General features: G+C 39.6%; 11 protein-coding genes, 9 tRNA genes and 1 rRNA gene. 4 read left to right on the forward strand and 17 right to left on the reverse strand.

Annotated elements, in window-relative coordinates:
- Window positions 1-68: 68 nt before the first annotated feature.
- Both pepV and EDD58_RS14355 read right to left on the reverse strand, forming a co-directional pair.
- Window positions 69-1484 (reverse strand): dipeptidase PepV, encoded by a 1416-nt coding sequence (gene pepV, locus EDD58_RS14350; RefSeq protein WP_131926787.1) that lies wholly within the window; start codon window positions 1482-1484, stop codon window positions 69-71.
- Window positions 1485-1498: 14 nt separating this feature from the next.
- Entirely contained in the window at window positions 1499-1876 is a 378-nt protein-coding gene (locus tag EDD58_RS14355; RefSeq protein WP_243648756.1) for a VOC family protein, read from the reverse strand.
- A 319-nt stretch (window positions 1877-2195) separates the two neighbouring features.
- Between EDD58_RS14355 and EDD58_RS14360 the strand changes: the two genes are divergently transcribed.
- The gene (locus EDD58_RS14360) at window positions 2196-3101 is read left to right on the forward strand and encodes a zinc dependent phospholipase C family protein (RefSeq protein ID WP_131926791.1); all 906 of its coding nucleotides are present in this window, start codon (window positions 2196-2198) and stop codon (window positions 3099-3101) included.
- 227 nt (window positions 3102-3328) lie between these two features.
- Here the strand turns inward: EDD58_RS14360 and EDD58_RS14365 are convergent, their stop codons facing one another.
- The 4 genes from EDD58_RS14365 to EDD58_RS14380 all read right to left on the reverse strand — a co-directional run bounded on the left by EDD58_RS14365 (window position 3329) and on the right by EDD58_RS14380 (window position 7065).
- Window positions 3329-4330 (reverse strand): inorganic phosphate transporter, encoded by a 1002-nt coding sequence (locus EDD58_RS14365; RefSeq protein WP_131926793.1) that lies wholly within the window; start codon window positions 4328-4330, stop codon window positions 3329-3331.
- On the reverse strand, window positions 4323-4943 hold the full coding sequence (locus EDD58_RS14370) for a DUF47 domain-containing protein (RefSeq protein ID WP_131926795.1): 621 nt from the start codon (window positions 4941-4943) through the stop codon (window positions 4323-4325). The genes EDD58_RS14365 and EDD58_RS14370 overlap by 8 nt, the downstream gene beginning before the upstream one ends.
- Window positions 4944-5184: 241 nt before the next feature.
- On the reverse strand, window positions 5185-5514 hold the full coding sequence (locus EDD58_RS14375) for a hypothetical protein (protein WP_131926797.1): 330 nt from the start codon (window positions 5512-5514) through the stop codon (window positions 5185-5187).
- Window positions 5515-5538: 24 nt separating this feature from the next.
- Window positions 5539-7065: a VWA domain-containing protein gene (locus EDD58_RS14380; RefSeq protein WP_131926799.1), complete on the reverse strand. Its 1527-nt coding sequence runs from the start codon at window positions 7063-7065 to the stop codon at window positions 5539-5541.
- Between the two features lie 370 nt (window positions 7066-7435).
- On the opposite strand from EDD58_RS14380, the gene mnmA reads away from it, so the two are divergent.
- Window positions 7436-8560 (forward strand): tRNA 2-thiouridine(34) synthase MnmA, encoded by a 1125-nt coding sequence (mnmA, locus tag EDD58_RS14385; protein ID WP_424321686.1) that lies wholly within the window; start codon window positions 7436-7438, stop codon window positions 8558-8560.
- A gap of 89 nt (window positions 8561-8649) precedes the next feature.
- On the opposite strand, the gene EDD58_RS14390 is transcribed toward mnmA, so the two are convergent.
- On the reverse strand, window positions 8650-10782 hold the full coding sequence (locus EDD58_RS14390; RefSeq protein ID WP_131926803.1) for a S8 family serine peptidase: 2133 nt from the start codon (window positions 10780-10782) through the stop codon (window positions 8650-8652).
- A gap of 272 nt (window positions 10783-11054) precedes the next feature.
- Between EDD58_RS14390 and EDD58_RS14395 the strand changes: the two genes are divergently transcribed.
- Entirely contained in the window at window positions 11055-12386 is a 1332-nt protein-coding gene (locus EDD58_RS14395; RefSeq protein WP_131926805.1) for a glycosyl hydrolase family 18 protein, read from the forward strand.
- A gap of 47 nt (window positions 12387-12433) precedes the next feature.
- Here the strand turns inward: EDD58_RS14395 and EDD58_RS14400 are convergent.
- The 4 genes from EDD58_RS14400 to EDD58_RS14415 all read right to left on the reverse strand — a co-directional run bounded on the left by EDD58_RS14400 (window position 12434) and on the right by EDD58_RS14415 (window position 12965).
- Window positions 12434-12510: transfer RNA gene (locus tag EDD58_RS14400), tRNA-Arg, on the reverse strand.
- A gap of 99 nt (window positions 12511-12609) precedes the next feature.
- Window positions 12610-12686 (reverse strand) — tRNA-Arg (locus tag EDD58_RS14405).
- Between the two features lie 108 nt (window positions 12687-12794).
- Window positions 12795-12871, reverse strand: a tRNA-Arg gene (locus EDD58_RS14410).
- 5 nt (window positions 12872-12876) lie between these two features.
- A tRNA-Leu gene (locus EDD58_RS14415) sits at window positions 12877-12965 on the reverse strand.
- A gap of 328 nt (window positions 12966-13293) precedes the next feature.
- Here EDD58_RS14415 and EDD58_RS14420 point away from each other — a divergent pair.
- Window positions 13294-14070, forward strand: coding sequence for a 3-hydroxybutyrate dehydrogenase (locus EDD58_RS14420; RefSeq protein WP_131926807.1), 777 nt, complete (start codon window positions 13294-13296; stop codon window positions 14068-14070).
- Window positions 14071-14328: 258 nt separating this feature from the next.
- Here EDD58_RS14420 and EDD58_RS14425 read toward each other — a convergent pair.
- The 6 genes from EDD58_RS14425 to rrf form a co-directional block, all read right to left on the reverse strand.
- Window positions 14329-14402, reverse strand: a tRNA-Cys gene (locus tag EDD58_RS14425).
- A gap of 12 nt (window positions 14403-14414) precedes the next feature.
- Window positions 14415-14488 (reverse strand) — tRNA-Trp (locus EDD58_RS14430).
- Between the two features lie 3 nt (window positions 14489-14491).
- Window positions 14492-14567: transfer RNA gene (locus tag EDD58_RS14435), tRNA-Thr, on the reverse strand.
- 8 nt (window positions 14568-14575) lie between these two features.
- A tRNA-Phe gene (locus EDD58_RS14440) sits at window positions 14576-14651 on the reverse strand.
- Between the two features lie 79 nt (window positions 14652-14730).
- Window positions 14731-14823: transfer RNA gene (locus tag EDD58_RS14445), tRNA-Ser, on the reverse strand.
- Between the two features lie 260 nt (window positions 14824-15083).
- Window positions 15084-15200, reverse strand: a 5S ribosomal RNA gene (gene rrf / locus EDD58_RS14450).
- Window positions 15201-15307: the final 107 nt, after the last annotated feature.

A 15307-nucleotide genomic window follows, 5' to 3' on the forward strand; every position in this document is an offset into this window, starting at 1 on the left:
CTCGTAGCAGATCCGCAAAAGTCGCTCGTCAGAGAAACATCTCCCCTTCTAAGTTCATCCAATCAAGCTTATTTAGCTAACTCATAGATCGCTTGTGCATAAATTGCAGTAGCTTTTAATAAATCCTCTACTTCTATAAATTCATCTTTCTGATGAGCTGTTTCTTCTTTACCTGGGAATAAAGGTCCAAATGCTACACCTGTATGAAGGGCTCTTGCATAAGTCCCACCACCAATGGCTAATAACTTAGCTGGCTCGCCTGTCTGCTCCTCATACACCTTAGCTAGCGTTTTTACCAATGGATGTTCAGGTTCACAATAATGAGGAGAGGCATGACTAAAGACGTGAGCTTGATAACCAAAGTCAGCTACTTTCTCTTCAATCGTTTTTACAATCTCATCGCAATCCCCAGAAATTGGATAGCGAACATTAATTCGGATCGATTGTTTTTCACCTTGTTTGTAGTGAAACACACCCGCATTAACTGTTAACTTACCAACAATCTCATCTTCCTGTTGAATCGATAATTTTTCACCAAAAAAACTGTCTGTATACAATTCGTTGATCATCCGAACAAAATTAGCTCCTGTTGCGTCTAATGAGAATTGCTCCAACAGCTTCGCCATTTCTAATGCCGCATTTAATCCTTTTTCTGGTTCAGAGCCATGATAAGAGCGCCCTTCTAGGACAATACTCACATGGCTATTGGATTCTTCAGCATAGCCTCTGATTTGATGTCTGAGTAAGTAGTCTTGTACTTTTTCTTTTAATGCAAAAACATCTCCATCACCAGATAATTGTACTCTAGCTAGATCAGGTACCATGTTCACCCGTTGTCCTGACTCAAAGGAGAGCAGAGTCCATGCTCCATCTTCAGACAAGTGATCTTCTCTAACTCCAAACGTTTGAATATCTAATAAACCTTTTTCAGCAGTAATAATAGGAAAGTCAGCATCTGGAGTAAAACCCATCGAAGGCATCTCTTCTCGCTCAAAATAATGATTCATACAACGCCATTGAGATTCTTCATCTGTTCCTAAAATCAAACGAATTCGTTTGGATAATGGGAGATTTAACTCTTTCACGATTTTAAGGGCAAAGTAAGCTGCCATCGTGGGTCCTTTATCGTCAATCGCACCACGTGCAAAAAGCTTTCCATTACGAATCGTTGGGGTAAAAGGTGGTGAAGTCCACCCATCTCCTGCAGGTACAACATCTACATGAGAAAGGACACCAATCAACTCTTCACCTTGACCCCATTCAATATGACCTGCATAACCATCTAGATTTTTCGTTTGGAATCCATCTTGTTCCCCTAGCTGTAGCATATGACGAAGTGCTTCAGCTACTTTTTTCCCGAATGGAGCTTCTAAGCTAGCAGATTCTTCATCTAGAACACTCTCAATCGCTAAAAATTGGTTTAACTCTTCCAACAATATTTCTTTTCTTTTTTGAACTTCTTCCATCCACTGAATTTGACTCATGAACAACCCTCCTACTATTCCCATACAAAATTAGGTGTAAATGCAACTTCCCATATGTAACCGTCTGGATCTCTAAAGTCTACGGTTAAATAACCGGGTGAATAGTGCTCCATTTCAACAGGACCACGAATCACATCAGCCTGCTGTTCTTGAAGCCATTTCGCTACTTGGTGAACAACTTCTTCACTTGAAGCTGATAAACATATATGACGTGGACCTAACGTATCCTGCTTTTGGATCTGTGGACGCTCCACGAAATAAATTTCCGTTTGTCCCTTCACGAACGCATGGTTACTTAACTGTTTCCAACCAACTAGTCGAAATAATTCTTCATAAAAAGGTTGAGAAAGCCTCCAATCTCGAACCCAAAACTCAAGATGATGAATTCCCATAAGATATTCCCCCATTTGAACAACACATTTAATATATCACGCTTATCAATTCAAAACCAAATGTTGTTATTAAAAAGGAGAATTCGGATGACTCCCCGAAATGGTAGATAGACCTCGACTTGAGCAACAACTTGAATGAATTAGAAATCAAATGGCTTGATTGAATGAACCTAGGAGGGGAGTTGTTTCTCTGACGAGCCTTTGTGAACCCACTATGAGAGCGAGACAGAGAAACAGCGACCCGACGGGATCGAGATCATTATGTTACTACAAATGCTCATATAGAGAATAGACATGAAATTATGTGAGGAGATGAAACATGCCTTACGCCTGGACACATATTTTATTCGGAAGACAATTAGTAAAAGAAAAAATTCTCTGCAAGCCGCAACATCAACAATTATTTCAACTGGGGTGTCAAGGACCAGACTTTTTTTTCTTTCATCGCTTTTGGCCTTGGATTCATGACCCTCGTGGTGAGAAATTGGGAAATTTGTTTCATACCATTGATTGTGGTTCTACACTAGTCGATTTGATTATCACTGCAAAAGAACATCCAACTATTCAAGATTATATGCGAGGTTTTGTCACTCATCACCTCTTAGATCGCAATACTCATCCATATATTCATTACCGCGCCGGATATAAACAATATAAACATCAGGAATTAGAAGTGATTTTAGATACCATCATCGCTAAAAACATAGCCAATCTAGAAACGTGGCGAACTCCCTTAGCTCCCGAGATTGATGTCGGGGATCAGTTACCTGACGAGTTAGTAGAAATTCTCCATCATGTGTCTAAGAAACATTTCTCAGAAGGAAAACAGTTTTCCGCTGCCGATTATCAGCAAGCCTATCAGGATACGAAACGAGCTTTCCAACTATTTTTTGATCCCTATGGAATCAAACTCATTCTTACTTTCGGTAAGATTCGCCCATTCCGACATTCGAAGCGAATTCCAGCCAAAGACTTTCTTAATATTAAGCGTACTTCTTGGAGTCACCCAGCCATTAAAGAGGAAAAGCACCAAGAAAGCTTTTGGGATCTATGGGATCAAGCACTTCAGGAAAGTAAAGAACTCTTCCCATTGATTGAACAATACTGGAAGTCTGATCAAGCTTTGATCGAACCAATCAAACATCTCATTGGTAACCTTTCCTATGATACAGGAAAAGATTGTGCTTTAATATTAGACAATCAATTTTCTGATCCACTAGTTTAAAAATAAAACAACAAGCATCCTCCACTTCCATGGATGCTTGTTGTCGTCAACTCTATATGAGCCATTTGATCCAAATCCAGTCGGGTCTTTGTTTCTCTATCTCACACTCGGGTCGTGTTCGCAAAAGTCGTTCGCCAGAGACACATCTCCCTCCTCGATTGATACAAAGAGATCAATAGCGATTCCCAAGACTTCAAGTCGTTTTCTCCAAGTTGAGTTGTTTCGATCTATTTCTCTAAAAATTGGAGAACAAAGTAATACAAATATCCAATCAATGCAGTGACGGGAAGCGTTAAGACCCATGCAGACACAATTTTTCCGGCGACTGTCCAACGAACGCTTTTGACACGTTCAGCTGCTCCCACCCCAATAATTGAACCTGTAATGGTGTGAGTGGTACTCACTGGAATCCCTAGTTTCGCAACAGTCGCTAAGATTAGGGCCGCACCTGTTTCAGCTGCAAATCCTTGCGGAGACTCCAATCGACTCAGACGAGAACCAATGGTATGAATAATCTTCCGTCCTCCTGCAGCTGTTCCCAAAGCCATCGCTAAGCCTGCTGACAAAATCACCCAGAAGGGAACTGTCATATTATCTGCACTTTGATATCCTGCAGCGATTAAAGCCATCATAATAATCCCCATTGCCTTTTGGGCATCCGCAGCCCCATGGCTAAATGCCATGAGTGCTGAAGAGATAATTTGCAAAGGACGAAATACCCGTTTTACTTTTGAGCGAGGCGTGTTTTTAAAAATAGAACGAATAAGTTTAATAAGTCCAGCCCCCACTAACGCTCCAAGGATTGGAGAAACGAGTAAAGCGACCAAAATCTCTAGGATTCCACCCACTTTAAGTACTTCTGGTCCTTGATAAGCGATCGCCGCTCCCACCAGACTACCAATAAGCGCATGAGATGAACTAGTAGGTAACCCCATTAAAACGGTTACAATATTCCAAGTAATCACAGCTAATAAGGCAGAAATAAGTACAACTTGTGTGATTAATGTAGGATTCACAATATCTTTACCAATCGTTTTCGCTACTTCTGTAGAAAAAAAAGCACCTGCTAGGTTTAAAACAGCAGCCATCATGATCGCTTTCGCTGGTGAAAGAGTACGGGTTCCAACAACTGTAGCAATCGCATTTGCTGTATCATGCCATCCATTAGTAAAGTCAAAAACTAATGCTAAAATGATGACGGCAACCATAATCCAAAACGGATCAAGCATATTTCATTACCACGCTTTCCATCAAATCCGTCAAGTCTTCAAAGGTATCCGTTACATTTTCCAAACGCTCATAAATCTCTTTCATCTTAATCAACTCAATGGGATCCATGGTCTCCTGAAATAATGAGCTGATTCCTTCCCGCATCAACTTGTCTCCTTCATTTTCCAAATTATTAATCTCGATCGATGCTTTACGAATTGATGCATAATCACGTTTTTGTAAAGCTATAAAGGCATCTTGAAGGTAACGAGCGTTATTCTGGATATTTTCAGCAAACATGACTAGGAAAGGTGTAGATTTATCAACATGCATATACACAAAGCGAGCTGCACAAGCTTCAATGCCATCCAAAATATCATCTAAATGACTAGCTAACTTTAAAATATCCTCATGATCCAGTGGGGTGACAAAAGTTTGGTTAAGCTCTTGAATCAAAAGGTGCGTATAATCATCACCAACTAATTCTAGATCTTTAATTTTTTCAGCATACTCTTCTTTTTTCTCCAAGGTTTCTACGTTTTCTCTGAAGAGTTGAGCTGCTTCAGCGATGTTAGACGTTGCATCTAGCATAATTTGATAAAATAGTTGATCTTTCTTCCGATTAAATAGCACCTTGATTCCTCCTGATTTACTTAAGTTTAACTAAATCTTATCTTAATCTTAATAAAACCTTGTTGGAAAGCATTTTTTATTCTCGTCACCATATTTTTAGGTTTGATTAATATAATCTTAATAAAAAATTTACATTCAAAGTTCAATGAACGTAATTCCCATTTTAATCAAAATGAGTACCTACTTTCAAATCTTAAAAATGGAAAAGCTGCTGGCGAGATTATTTTACTCGCCAACAGCTTTAAGCATGTGAGCTATAATGAATAAAGTTTCCTTCAATAGTCAGAAACAAGATGTTTAAATCACAGATCACACTCGAGATCTCATTCATCTCTTCGGTCAATCTAAGAAATTCTGTTTCATCTTCCACATCTCGTAGCTGATCAAAATGAACCATGTACTTTTGCTCAAATAATTTAATCTGCTCAGGAATTTGGGAGCAAATTTCTTGGCATTTCAACTCAAATTCCTGTTGAACCTTTTCAGGTAAACACTCGTACTCGATATTTAAATAAGGTCGCTCCACTTGTAGCCTTTCATCATAACGAATTTCATACTGTTTTTCTGACATGAACTCAACTCCGAAAACAACCTATTATTCCGCTTCCACCTGTGTTTCTATCTGTTGATCTTCTCGTTCTTTAGGTGCTTCATTTAAAAGCTGCTCTTTTTGTTTGTTGAGAAGAGCTGGATCGCCCTCATCTGTTTTCCATTCTTTTTCCAATTCAACCAAAGATTCATGATAGTCTACATCCATTTGCTCGCTGACTTCTTTCCAACGTTGGTCTGTATATTTACCAACTTGTTTCCAACGACTATCAATCCAATTTCCAATGGTAACCCAATCATCGCCTTCAATTTTTCCTTGCTCTTTAATATAATTATTTGCTTGATCTAACCGCTCATATTCTTGTTTCGTTTTTTCTATTACTTCTTCATGATGTGTATTGAGGCGCTGATTATCCAGTTTGTATAATCGAGCCATTGAATCAAGTGCTCTCGGACCCCACGGCTGGTTCATCATCTGTAATTTCTTTTGCTGTTCAAATAGTACTTTTAGCATTTCATCTTCATTCGTCACAGATTGGAAATTACCCCCAGCAACATTCGCCATATCTCTTAGTTCTTGGGAGTCCTGCGTATTTACGTCGATTCCAACAACATCAATGTGAGCCAAGCTTTTTGACTGATGGGTTTGAGCAGCAGCTGTTAGCGGATCGCCATTACAACTTTCTGTTCCATCACCAAAAACGATGATAAAGTTCTCTACTTGAGAAGGAGCCCCATTCTGCATTTCCTTAGCACTCTCTTGAATCGCACGTGCTAATGGAGTCCATCCAGTAGCTTTTATTTGATTTAAAGAGCCTTGCAAAGGATGTGGTTGATTCAAAACGCCTGAGTATATATTTTCTGTCACAGAACATGACTCAGCTTTACCGTCTTTACCATTATTTCCACGATGACCATATGCCTTTATATGAATAGATGTATCGGGTGGCAAAATGGAGGTCAATTGCTGTACCCCTTCCTTCGCCAAATCCATTCTTTTCTTTTCTCCTAGCTCAGCACCCATACTACCACTTGCATCTAATAAAACAACTACATTTGCTTTCTTTTTTGCTTGATCACTATTTGCTGGCACAGGAGAAGGGGCTGGTACAGGATTCACGGTCTTCATTTTTTTCCAGGCATCGATCTGTTTTTGGTATTCAGGGTTTTGCATCTGACTGAAAGTTTCTGCATCCTGTTTATAACTTTCGCCCACCAAACCTAGTAAATAAGCATAAGCTTTATCTTCTGTTAATCCCTTTGGCATTTGTTTTAATGCTTTTTCTACTTTTACAGGGTCATATTTTTTTCCTGCATATTCCCCTCTTCCTTCATCTGCCAAGATACTCTCTAGATCAGTAGAAGGAGAAGGGCTCTTCGAAGCCTTTACATCAGTGAATTGCGATTCTGCATCTTTAGCTCCAACTTCAGAAGGAACTGCTAACTCATCCACTTTTTCAATTTGACTACCTGTCGTATTTTGAATTTGTTGAACCACGGTAGCACAACCACTCAAACAAAAACAAAGAGATATGTTCACAGCGAGCCAAAGTTTGTTTGCCTTAACTCTCATAGGCACCTCCTTTGTTCTCCCGACCCACAGAATCCATTATACCAAGTATTGCCTAAAAAAAAGTTTTGTATGATTTTAGATTACTTGAAGTAATGAGTTTTGGCAACTATTCCCCGTACTCGATTAAGGCGATTCTATTTCAATTTGAAGAATCAGGGTAGAATACATTTTGAAATCTCCCTATATACCCCATATAGTTTTCTATAATGATCTGTAAAATCCCTGCAAAAGGATCATCTTCTTATTCACTCTATCAAAAAATGCTATTAGTTATCCCATTATTCGTTGACTTCATCAACCTCATCCGCTTGTTTAAAGAACATTGGGTTTAGATTATAATAAAGACAATCCTAGGAAACAAACAAGTATCATGTTTGCTAGACAAATTGAATGTAGGACTGATCATATGAGTAATCGTAATATACGTGTTGTCGTTGGTATGTCCGGTGGTGTGGACTCGTCAGTCACCGCCTGGCTTCTTAAAGAGCAAGGATATGAAGTGATCGGTTTATTTATGAAAAACTGGGACGATACAGATGAATTTGGTCACTGTACCGCTACTGAAGACTTTGAAGATGTTCGTCGTGTATGTGCACAGATTGGTATTCCTTACTACTCAGTAAACTTTGAAAAAGAATACGAGCAGAAAGTGTTTCAGTACTTCCTTGATGAATATAAAAGAGGCAGAACCCCCAATCCCGATGTCATGTGTAATCGTGAAATTAAATTTGGGGAGTTTTTAAAGAAAGCTAAACTCCTTGGAGCCAATTACATCGCAACAGGTCATTATGCTCAAATCATCGAAAAAGATGGACAAAAGTTCCTAGCTCGAGGTGCTGATCCTAACAAAGATCAGACTTACTTCCTTTATGCTGTCAAAAAGCCCCAACTGATGCAAGCCATGTTTCCCATTGGTCATATGAATAAACGTGAAGTACGGGCTTTAGCTGAACAAATCGGTCTATCAACAGCCAAGAAAAAAGATAGTACAGGGATTTGTTTTATTGGGGAACGTAACTTTAAAGAATTCCTAAGCCACTATCTCCCAGCCCAACCGGGTGAAATCCGCACATTAGAAGGTGAGTTAAAAGGTCGACATGATGGATTAATGTATTATACTCTTGGGCAACGACAAGGGTTGGGGATTGGTGGAGGCAATGGAAGTGGAGACCCTTGGTTTGTAGTGAAAAAAGATTTATCTACGAACACTTTATATGTCACTCAAGGACATGATCATGAGGCCCTTTATTCAAAAGGATTACTTGCCACAGACGCCAACTGGCTCACTGATGAAATCCCATTGCAACCTTTTGAATGTACTGCAAAGTTTCGATATCGACAAAAGGATCAACCTGTGCGTGTTATTCCTCAATCAGATCAAACAATTCGTGTTGAATTTAAAGAACCCCAACGTTCCGTTACTCCAGGTCAATCCGTCGTATTTTACAATGAAGACATCTGTTTGGGTGGCGGGATCATCGATCAAACCCTTTAAAAAGATATTTTTCTGACGACCCATCATCATAATCAAATGAAAGTCATAGAAAAAACCCAGTTTCGTAACGAAACTGGGTTTTCTTTTACTTATTGAACGTTGAAGTAATAAGGAATACGACTTGTTTTTCCATCTAGCGTTTTAACAGTGATATAACCCTGATAATCGCCTGGTTTCTTAAATTTCACATTAGCTGTTACAGTAAAGGTTGCAGACTTCCCTTTAGCAACAGCCAATACTGGTTTGTTAACCATCACTTGAGAAGGCTTGTCCGGAACCACAGTATAAACTTGGTAGGAAGATGTTGGGTTCTTCAAGGTAACCTTAATTTTTTGATTCTTTGCACCCTTATTAAATGGTCCAAAGCTTAAGCTAGCAGGGTATGCTAAAGCTGAAGGTTTGTTAGCTTTTGCTACATCCATCACTCCAGCACCCACTTCAACAGGTACATATGCACTCTTTGGAGCATTGGCTGTTGCCATCAAAGCAGATTTAATATCTTGTGGTTTCCAGTCTGGATGTGCTTGTTTTAACAATGCAGCTGCTCCTGCTACATGTGGAGTAGCCATTGAAGTTCCATTATAAGAAGCAAGTCCTCCACCCACTACACTGGAATAGACATTGACACCTACGGATGCAATATCAGGTTTTAAAGTATAGTTCACAGTTGGACCACGAGATGAAAAGTTAGCGATTAGACGGTCATTCGTGGTTAAGAACTCACGATCTGGGCTTGGTTCCATGACTACAGAGCCTGAAGCCGCTTTGGAAATCCAAGCACCATCTAGATCCGATACCATCACCATAGGAATCGTAACCGTTGGTTCTACGGACATCTGAGTTGGGTCTCCAGCACTGTTGTTGATTAAAATAACACCAGCAGCCCCTTTAGCTTGAGCATTCAAAGCTTTCTCAGAGAATGTACATCCGCCGCGTTTGAGTACAGCTACTTTTCCAGTTAAATCAGCATTGATCGGATCACAACCCAATCCATCTTGTTCACTAATCACAGCAAGTGGTGCAGATACTTTTTGTTGAACTTTTCCGCCTGGATCAGATGAGCCTACAAAAACGGTACGCTTCTCACCATCTACAGTAACGTCAATAGACTTACCAATAAAGTGTTTATTGGAAACAGCTCCTACTGTAATTACCTTTTCAGCAATTCCAGGTGATCCAACCGTCATCGGACCAGGACCATCATTACCTGCTGCGATCACAACAGTCATTCCAGCATCAGAAGCAGCATTTACAGCTTCCACTAATGGGTCATAACCAGGTGATGCATCTCCACCCAAGCTTAGGTTCGCAACATCCATTCCATCATTGAGTGCGTCTTCTACAGCTTTCACGATGTAAATATCATCAGCACTACAATCCTCGCAAGGGAAAACGTTATAGTTCCCTAGATACGCTTTAGGTGCTACACCACTTAATTTACTCTTCGCTACTCCTGTGGGATCTTCATAATTGGAAATCCCTGCAATGGTACCTGCTACATGGGTTCCATGTGAACCGATTGCTTCAGGTGTAGACTGTGGATCTGGACCATAGACTTTTGCAGCGATCACTTTGTTACTGGTAAATTTATACCATTCAGAAATAGGATTACCATTTTCATCATTCTGAACCTTTGGGAATCCTGCAGGCATTGGTAAGGATGAGTCTTTTAGATACGGATGATTGACATCAACCCCACTATCAATGACAGCTACTTTAATTCCTTTACCATCATAACCTGCATTCCACATTGGAAGATCATTAACGATTTCATGGCTACGATTCATAACTGGACGATACTTTTTACTTGGAATCACTTGTTTGACTCCTGGAGCATTTGCTAATTTCTTAGCTTCTTGATCAGTTAACTTCACTGCCATCCCATTAAAGGTAAGCGAGTATTCAGAAACCACTTTCGCAGATTTCATCTCTTTACGAATATAATCTTTTACATCGTTCCGCTCTTTGGCTAGATGGGAACGGTAATTTTTAACATTTGCACCTTGAACGTTTAACTTTTTACCACTTTCCACTTTTGTTGCTTGCAATCCCTTGATGTCACCAGAGTATGTAGCAACTGGTTGATCCTCAAGCTGTACAAAATAGTATCCTGATTTGGATGAATTTTGCTGACTAGCAGCATCTGCTGTTGTCATCGAAAACCCTGACAATACTAGCATAAAACTAAGTAGAATGAAAGAAGATATACGCCAGCGTTTCATATTGAACCCCCTCAATATATATGTGATTAGAAAATACTATTATTCGAATTCGACAAAAATTTGTGAATCCCTTCTAATATTGCGATAAAAAGTGAAAAATTTTTCGGTAAATTCGCCCAATTGATCTAATGGATTATCCTATTACTACAAAAGTTCGACATTTTTGTGTAATTCTTACCACTTTTACAAAAATAGTACTTGAGTCCTCTATACAAAATATTGTAAAAAGAATAGTATAGAAGCAAGATTTTGGTTGAAGGGGGGAACGTTTGATGCGTAGAAAACATAACCTACCGCCTCAATCGGAAGATCATGAGGAATCATTTTCTCAGTATACGAAATTTCTCAAACGAAGTACCACTGCCTTTATAGGTCTAGGTCTGGCTTGTTCCATTCTATCTTTTATTGGAACCTATTACCTATTCAAACCGGATCACTTAAACAACCAATCCCCACCGAGTACACCTTCTGATCCTACACCTCATGTGGTTGTAGATCGGTTTGATCGATACCCTGACTCTCAGAATAACAGCAAACAAGACTTGTCTACTACAGAGTCCCCAGAGACGACGATTACAGTCATTGAGCCTAAACATGTAGTCTCTCTTCCAAGCAAAGTGAGGGAGAATCCAACTCAATTGTTTCCTTTGTTGCCTGAATACTCATCTCTATCAATCTCAGTCTATTATCCCAGTCGTCCTACTGAACTTAAGCCTTTATATCAAAAAAAATTTAATCAAATTTATACCGCTGGTTTTTATCTATCTCCAACAGGAGAATTGGAAAAGACTGATGAAGGTGAAAATACTCTTCAAATGGCTTCAATGACCCAATCGGACATTTATATCAGTTTAGAAAGTAAAATTTCACCCGAACAATTTTATCATTGGATTTCTTCACCAGATAAGAGAAACCTAACAATCAATGAATTAGTAAAGCTAACAAGGAAATATAATCTTCGGGGAGTTCACATCAATCTCAATCAAATACAACTCCAAGATCAGAAGCTGTTTACAACATTTATACAGGAGTTATCTCGCGATCTCCATGATAGTCACAAAAAGCTAAGCATCTCGCTACATGCCTTTATCAACACACAGAATAAAGTTGAAAACTCACCAGCAGAAAACTGGCATCAACTAGGCAAGTATGCAGATCAAGTCATTGTGAAGCCTGTATACATCCATCAAAAGACTTCCTATTCAACTAATTGGCTTGATGAAGTTATTAAGTTTACAAAGCAACAGATTTCCCCCACTAAAATCCATGTACACATACCCACAAATGCATACATAAATAAGAATGATGACTACTGGGAAGAGCTTTCACCTCATGAAGTTGAAACTCTTTTAAAAACCAAATCCGACACGGTTCGACAGGCCAACGGGGACTTAATTTCCACTGTTCAAGTTGCAGGGACTAAAAAGTCAGTAATCTACCAAGATGAGATTGGAATCTCAAACAAACTACAAACGATCAAAGCCAATCACCCTGATATTGCTGGAGTAATCAGTGAAGTTAACGATAGCAAGAACCTAGAAAGCATTCACCTTATTGAAAAGGAGCTTCATAGAAGCAAGAAAGCTCAAGAAAGCTACAAATAATAGAAAAGAAAAAAAGTGAGGTCAATATAAGCCTCACTTTTTCTTATTGGCGTGCCCTGGAAGATTCGAACTCCCGACCTTCTGATCCGTAGTCAGACGCTCTATCCAGCTGAGCTAAGGGCACATAAGTATATTCTCTTGTAGTGTGGTTGACTAAATCTTTTTGAACTCATGAATCCATCATAGCAAGAGATATCACCATCATTATTTGTAGTAATGAGATTGGCGTGCCCTGGAAGATTCGAACTCCCGACCTTCTGATCCGTAGTCAGACGCTCTATCCAGCTGAGCTAAGGGCACATAAGTATATTCTCATCAAAAACAAATATAATTATATATCGCAAACAAACTTCTGTCAAGCCTTTAATCTAGAAAAGTCTAAAGTTTAGGAATCAATAGTAACGATATTGGCGTGCCCTGGAAGATTCGAACTCCCGACCTTCTGATCCGTAGTCAGACGCTCTGTCCAGCTGAGCTAAGGGCACATATATGGTGCGGACGAAGGGACTTGAACCCCCACAGTCTACAATGACCACAAGAACCTGAATCTTGCGCGTCTGCCAGTTCCGCCACGTCCGCAAGGGACTATATCTCTACTATCTGTTACTATCGACAAAGAATAATGTAACACGTATCAATAGAAAAGTCAATAAAAACTTTAGTGAGTTCGCCGAATTGAACTTCACCTAATAGTAGGCAAAAAATTTTGTGACCATATTTCATTCCTCTATATTCCTCTATGGATGATTTTAATCTTCATCCTTGCCTTGTTACATAGCTGTAACCCTGATCAGATATCTTTAAATTACTCTGCAAGTAGAGATAAATAGGATGAAGCAACGAGTCCAACACCTCATTTATAATGGATCGTAGATCAACTGAGGACTTTTCTAAGGAGGACTTTTACATGGTAAAGAATAAGGTCGTTTTTATTACGGGAGCTGCTAGAGGGATTGGTTACCAAATCGGAGAGAAGTTCGCCGAAAATGGTGCCAAAGTCGTCCTCTCTGATTTAAACAAGGAGGGGGTTCTACAAGCCGCTGTTCAGCTGTCCTCCAAAGGCTATGATGTAATTGGATTACGTACTGATGTAACCCAAGAAGAAGAAATCAAAAATGCTCTCGATAAAACAGTAGAGCATTATGGAAAACTGGATGTTTTAATTAATAATGCAGGGATGCAGTATGTATCGCCCATTGAAGAGTTTCCTATTGAAAAGTTTGAATTACTCACGCGAATTATGATGATTGCTCCTTTTATTGCTATTAAGCATGTGTTTCCAATCATGAAACAACAAAAACAAGGCCGGATTATCAATATGGCTTCTATTAACGGATTGGTTGGCTTTGCAGGTAAAGCTGCTTATAACAGCGCAAAGCATGGTGTGATCGGTTTAACAAAAGTAGCAGCCTTAGAAGGAGCACCATTTGGAATTACCGTAAATGCTTTAGCACCTGGGTATGTAGATACCCCTCTAGTTCGGAACCAATTACAAGATCTAGCCAAAACCAGAAATGTTCCTTTAGAGAAAGTACTTGAAGAAGTGATTTATCCACTCGTCCCACAAAAAAGATTACTCCAAGTTAAAGAGATCGCAGATTATGCGATGTTTATCGCTAGCGACAATGCCCAGGGAGTAACAGGACAAGCCATCGTGATTGATGGAGGGTATACCTCTCAGTAATTAAGAGGCACCTGATTAGCACCCACTTTAATGAAAGAGATATAAAAATAACGAGGAAATAGAGAGATTAGAAACTCTATTTCCTCGTTATTTAAAAACTTCCTTTGTAACAAATTTGATTCAAATGTAATAAATTCGGTTCAAAACAAACCCCTTCTTATCTACGACTCAATTATCCGTTTTTTCAGTTAATAATATGCAATAAAAAAACATCAAAAGTATCTTTTAATGTTTAAGGTAATCATTCAATATAGTGAGTGGAGGCGGCACCCGGATTTGAACCGGGGATAAAGGTTTTGCAGACCTCTGCCTTACCACTTGGCTATGCCGCCTTAAAAAAATAATGGCAGGGGCGGTAGGAATCGAACCCACGCTAGAGGTTTTGGAGACCTCTGTTCTACCATTAAACTACGCCCCTACATGGTGCTGGTGATAGGACTTGAACCCACAACCCCCTGATTACAAGTCAGGTGCTCTACCAATTGAGCTACACCAGCAAGATCTATGGTGGCTCGGGACGGAATCGAACCGCCGACACGAGGATTTTCAGTCCTCTGCTCTACCGACTGAGCTACCGAGCCTTATTGTATCATCCTAAACAGACATTTGTCAATGCTTTTTATTGATTAAAAAAACTTCTGTCCCATTCAGAAGTTTTAATGGCGGAGAGAGAGGGATTCGAACCCTCGAGACGGGTTTGACCGCCTACACGATTTCCAATCGTGCTCCTTCGGCCAGCTCGGACATCTCTCCAAAATCAAAGTTTATTTCTGAATGAAAATAGTGCTACGACATTTAATATGTTTGATTATGAAGTTGATTTCAATCAATTTGCGTGCAACTCACAAGTTATATATTACACAGTTTCAAACGATAAGTCAACACTTTTTTAAAAATAATTATTCCAAAAGTAGTTTATTAACTTCCAGTGACAAATGAAATAATCCCTTTTACGCTCGACTCATATTAGCAAAGATAAAATAAAAACCACCTAAGGAAGGGTGGTTGGATCTGCCTGGCAACGTCCTACTCTCCCAAGGGTCTGCACCCCAAGTACCATCGGCGCTGGAGGGCTTAACGGTCGTGTTCGGGATGGGAACGAGTGGGTCCCCTCCGCCATCATCACCAGACAGGTATTGAATTAGTGTGAAGGTTTCACACCTTGAAAATGTGAAGGAAGAACATGTTGCATAAGAAGAAGATAAGAAGTAGGTTAAGCCCTCGACCGATTCGTATC

This window comes from Hazenella coriacea, from assembly GCF_004341825.1.
GTDB classification, from domain to species: domain Bacteria; phylum Bacillota; class Bacilli; order Thermoactinomycetales; family Thermoactinomycetaceae; genus Hazenella; species Hazenella coriacea.

Coding starts and splice junctions, on each gene's coding strand:
- EDD58_RS14395 (WP_131926805.1), top strand. CDS start 11,055: ATGCGTAGAAAACATAACCTACCGCCTCAATCGGAAGATCATGAGGAA.
- EDD58_RS14420 (WP_131926807.1), top strand. CDS start 13,294: ATGGTAAAGAATAAGGTCGTTTTTATTACGGGAGCTGCTAGAGGGATT.
- EDD58_RS14365 (WP_131926793.1), bottom strand. CDS start 4,330: ATGCTTGATCCGTTTTGGATTATGGTTGCCGTCATCATTTTAGCATTA.
- mnmA (WP_424321686.1), top strand. CDS start 7,436: ATGTTTGCTAGACAAATTGAATGTAGGACTGATCATATGAGTAATCGT.
- EDD58_RS14390 (WP_131926803.1), bottom strand. CDS start 10,782: ATGAAACGCTGGCGTATATCTTCTTTCATTCTACTTAGTTTTATGCTA.
- pepV (WP_131926787.1), bottom strand. CDS start 1,484: ATGAGTCAAATTCAGTGGATGGAAGAAGTTCAAAAAAGAAAAGAAATA.
- EDD58_RS14360 (WP_131926791.1), top strand. CDS start 2,196: ATGCCTTACGCCTGGACACATATTTTATTCGGAAGACAATTAGTAAAA.
- EDD58_RS14380 (WP_131926799.1), bottom strand. CDS start 7,065: ATGAGAGTTAAGGCAAACAAACTTTGGCTCGCTGTGAACATATCTCTT.
- EDD58_RS14375 (WP_131926797.1), bottom strand. CDS start 5,514: ATGTCAGAAAAACAGTATGAAATTCGTTATGATGAAAGGCTACAAGTG.
- EDD58_RS14355 (WP_243648756.1), bottom strand. CDS start 1,876: ATGGGAATTCATCATCTTGAGTTTTGGGTTCGAGATTGGAGGCTTTCT.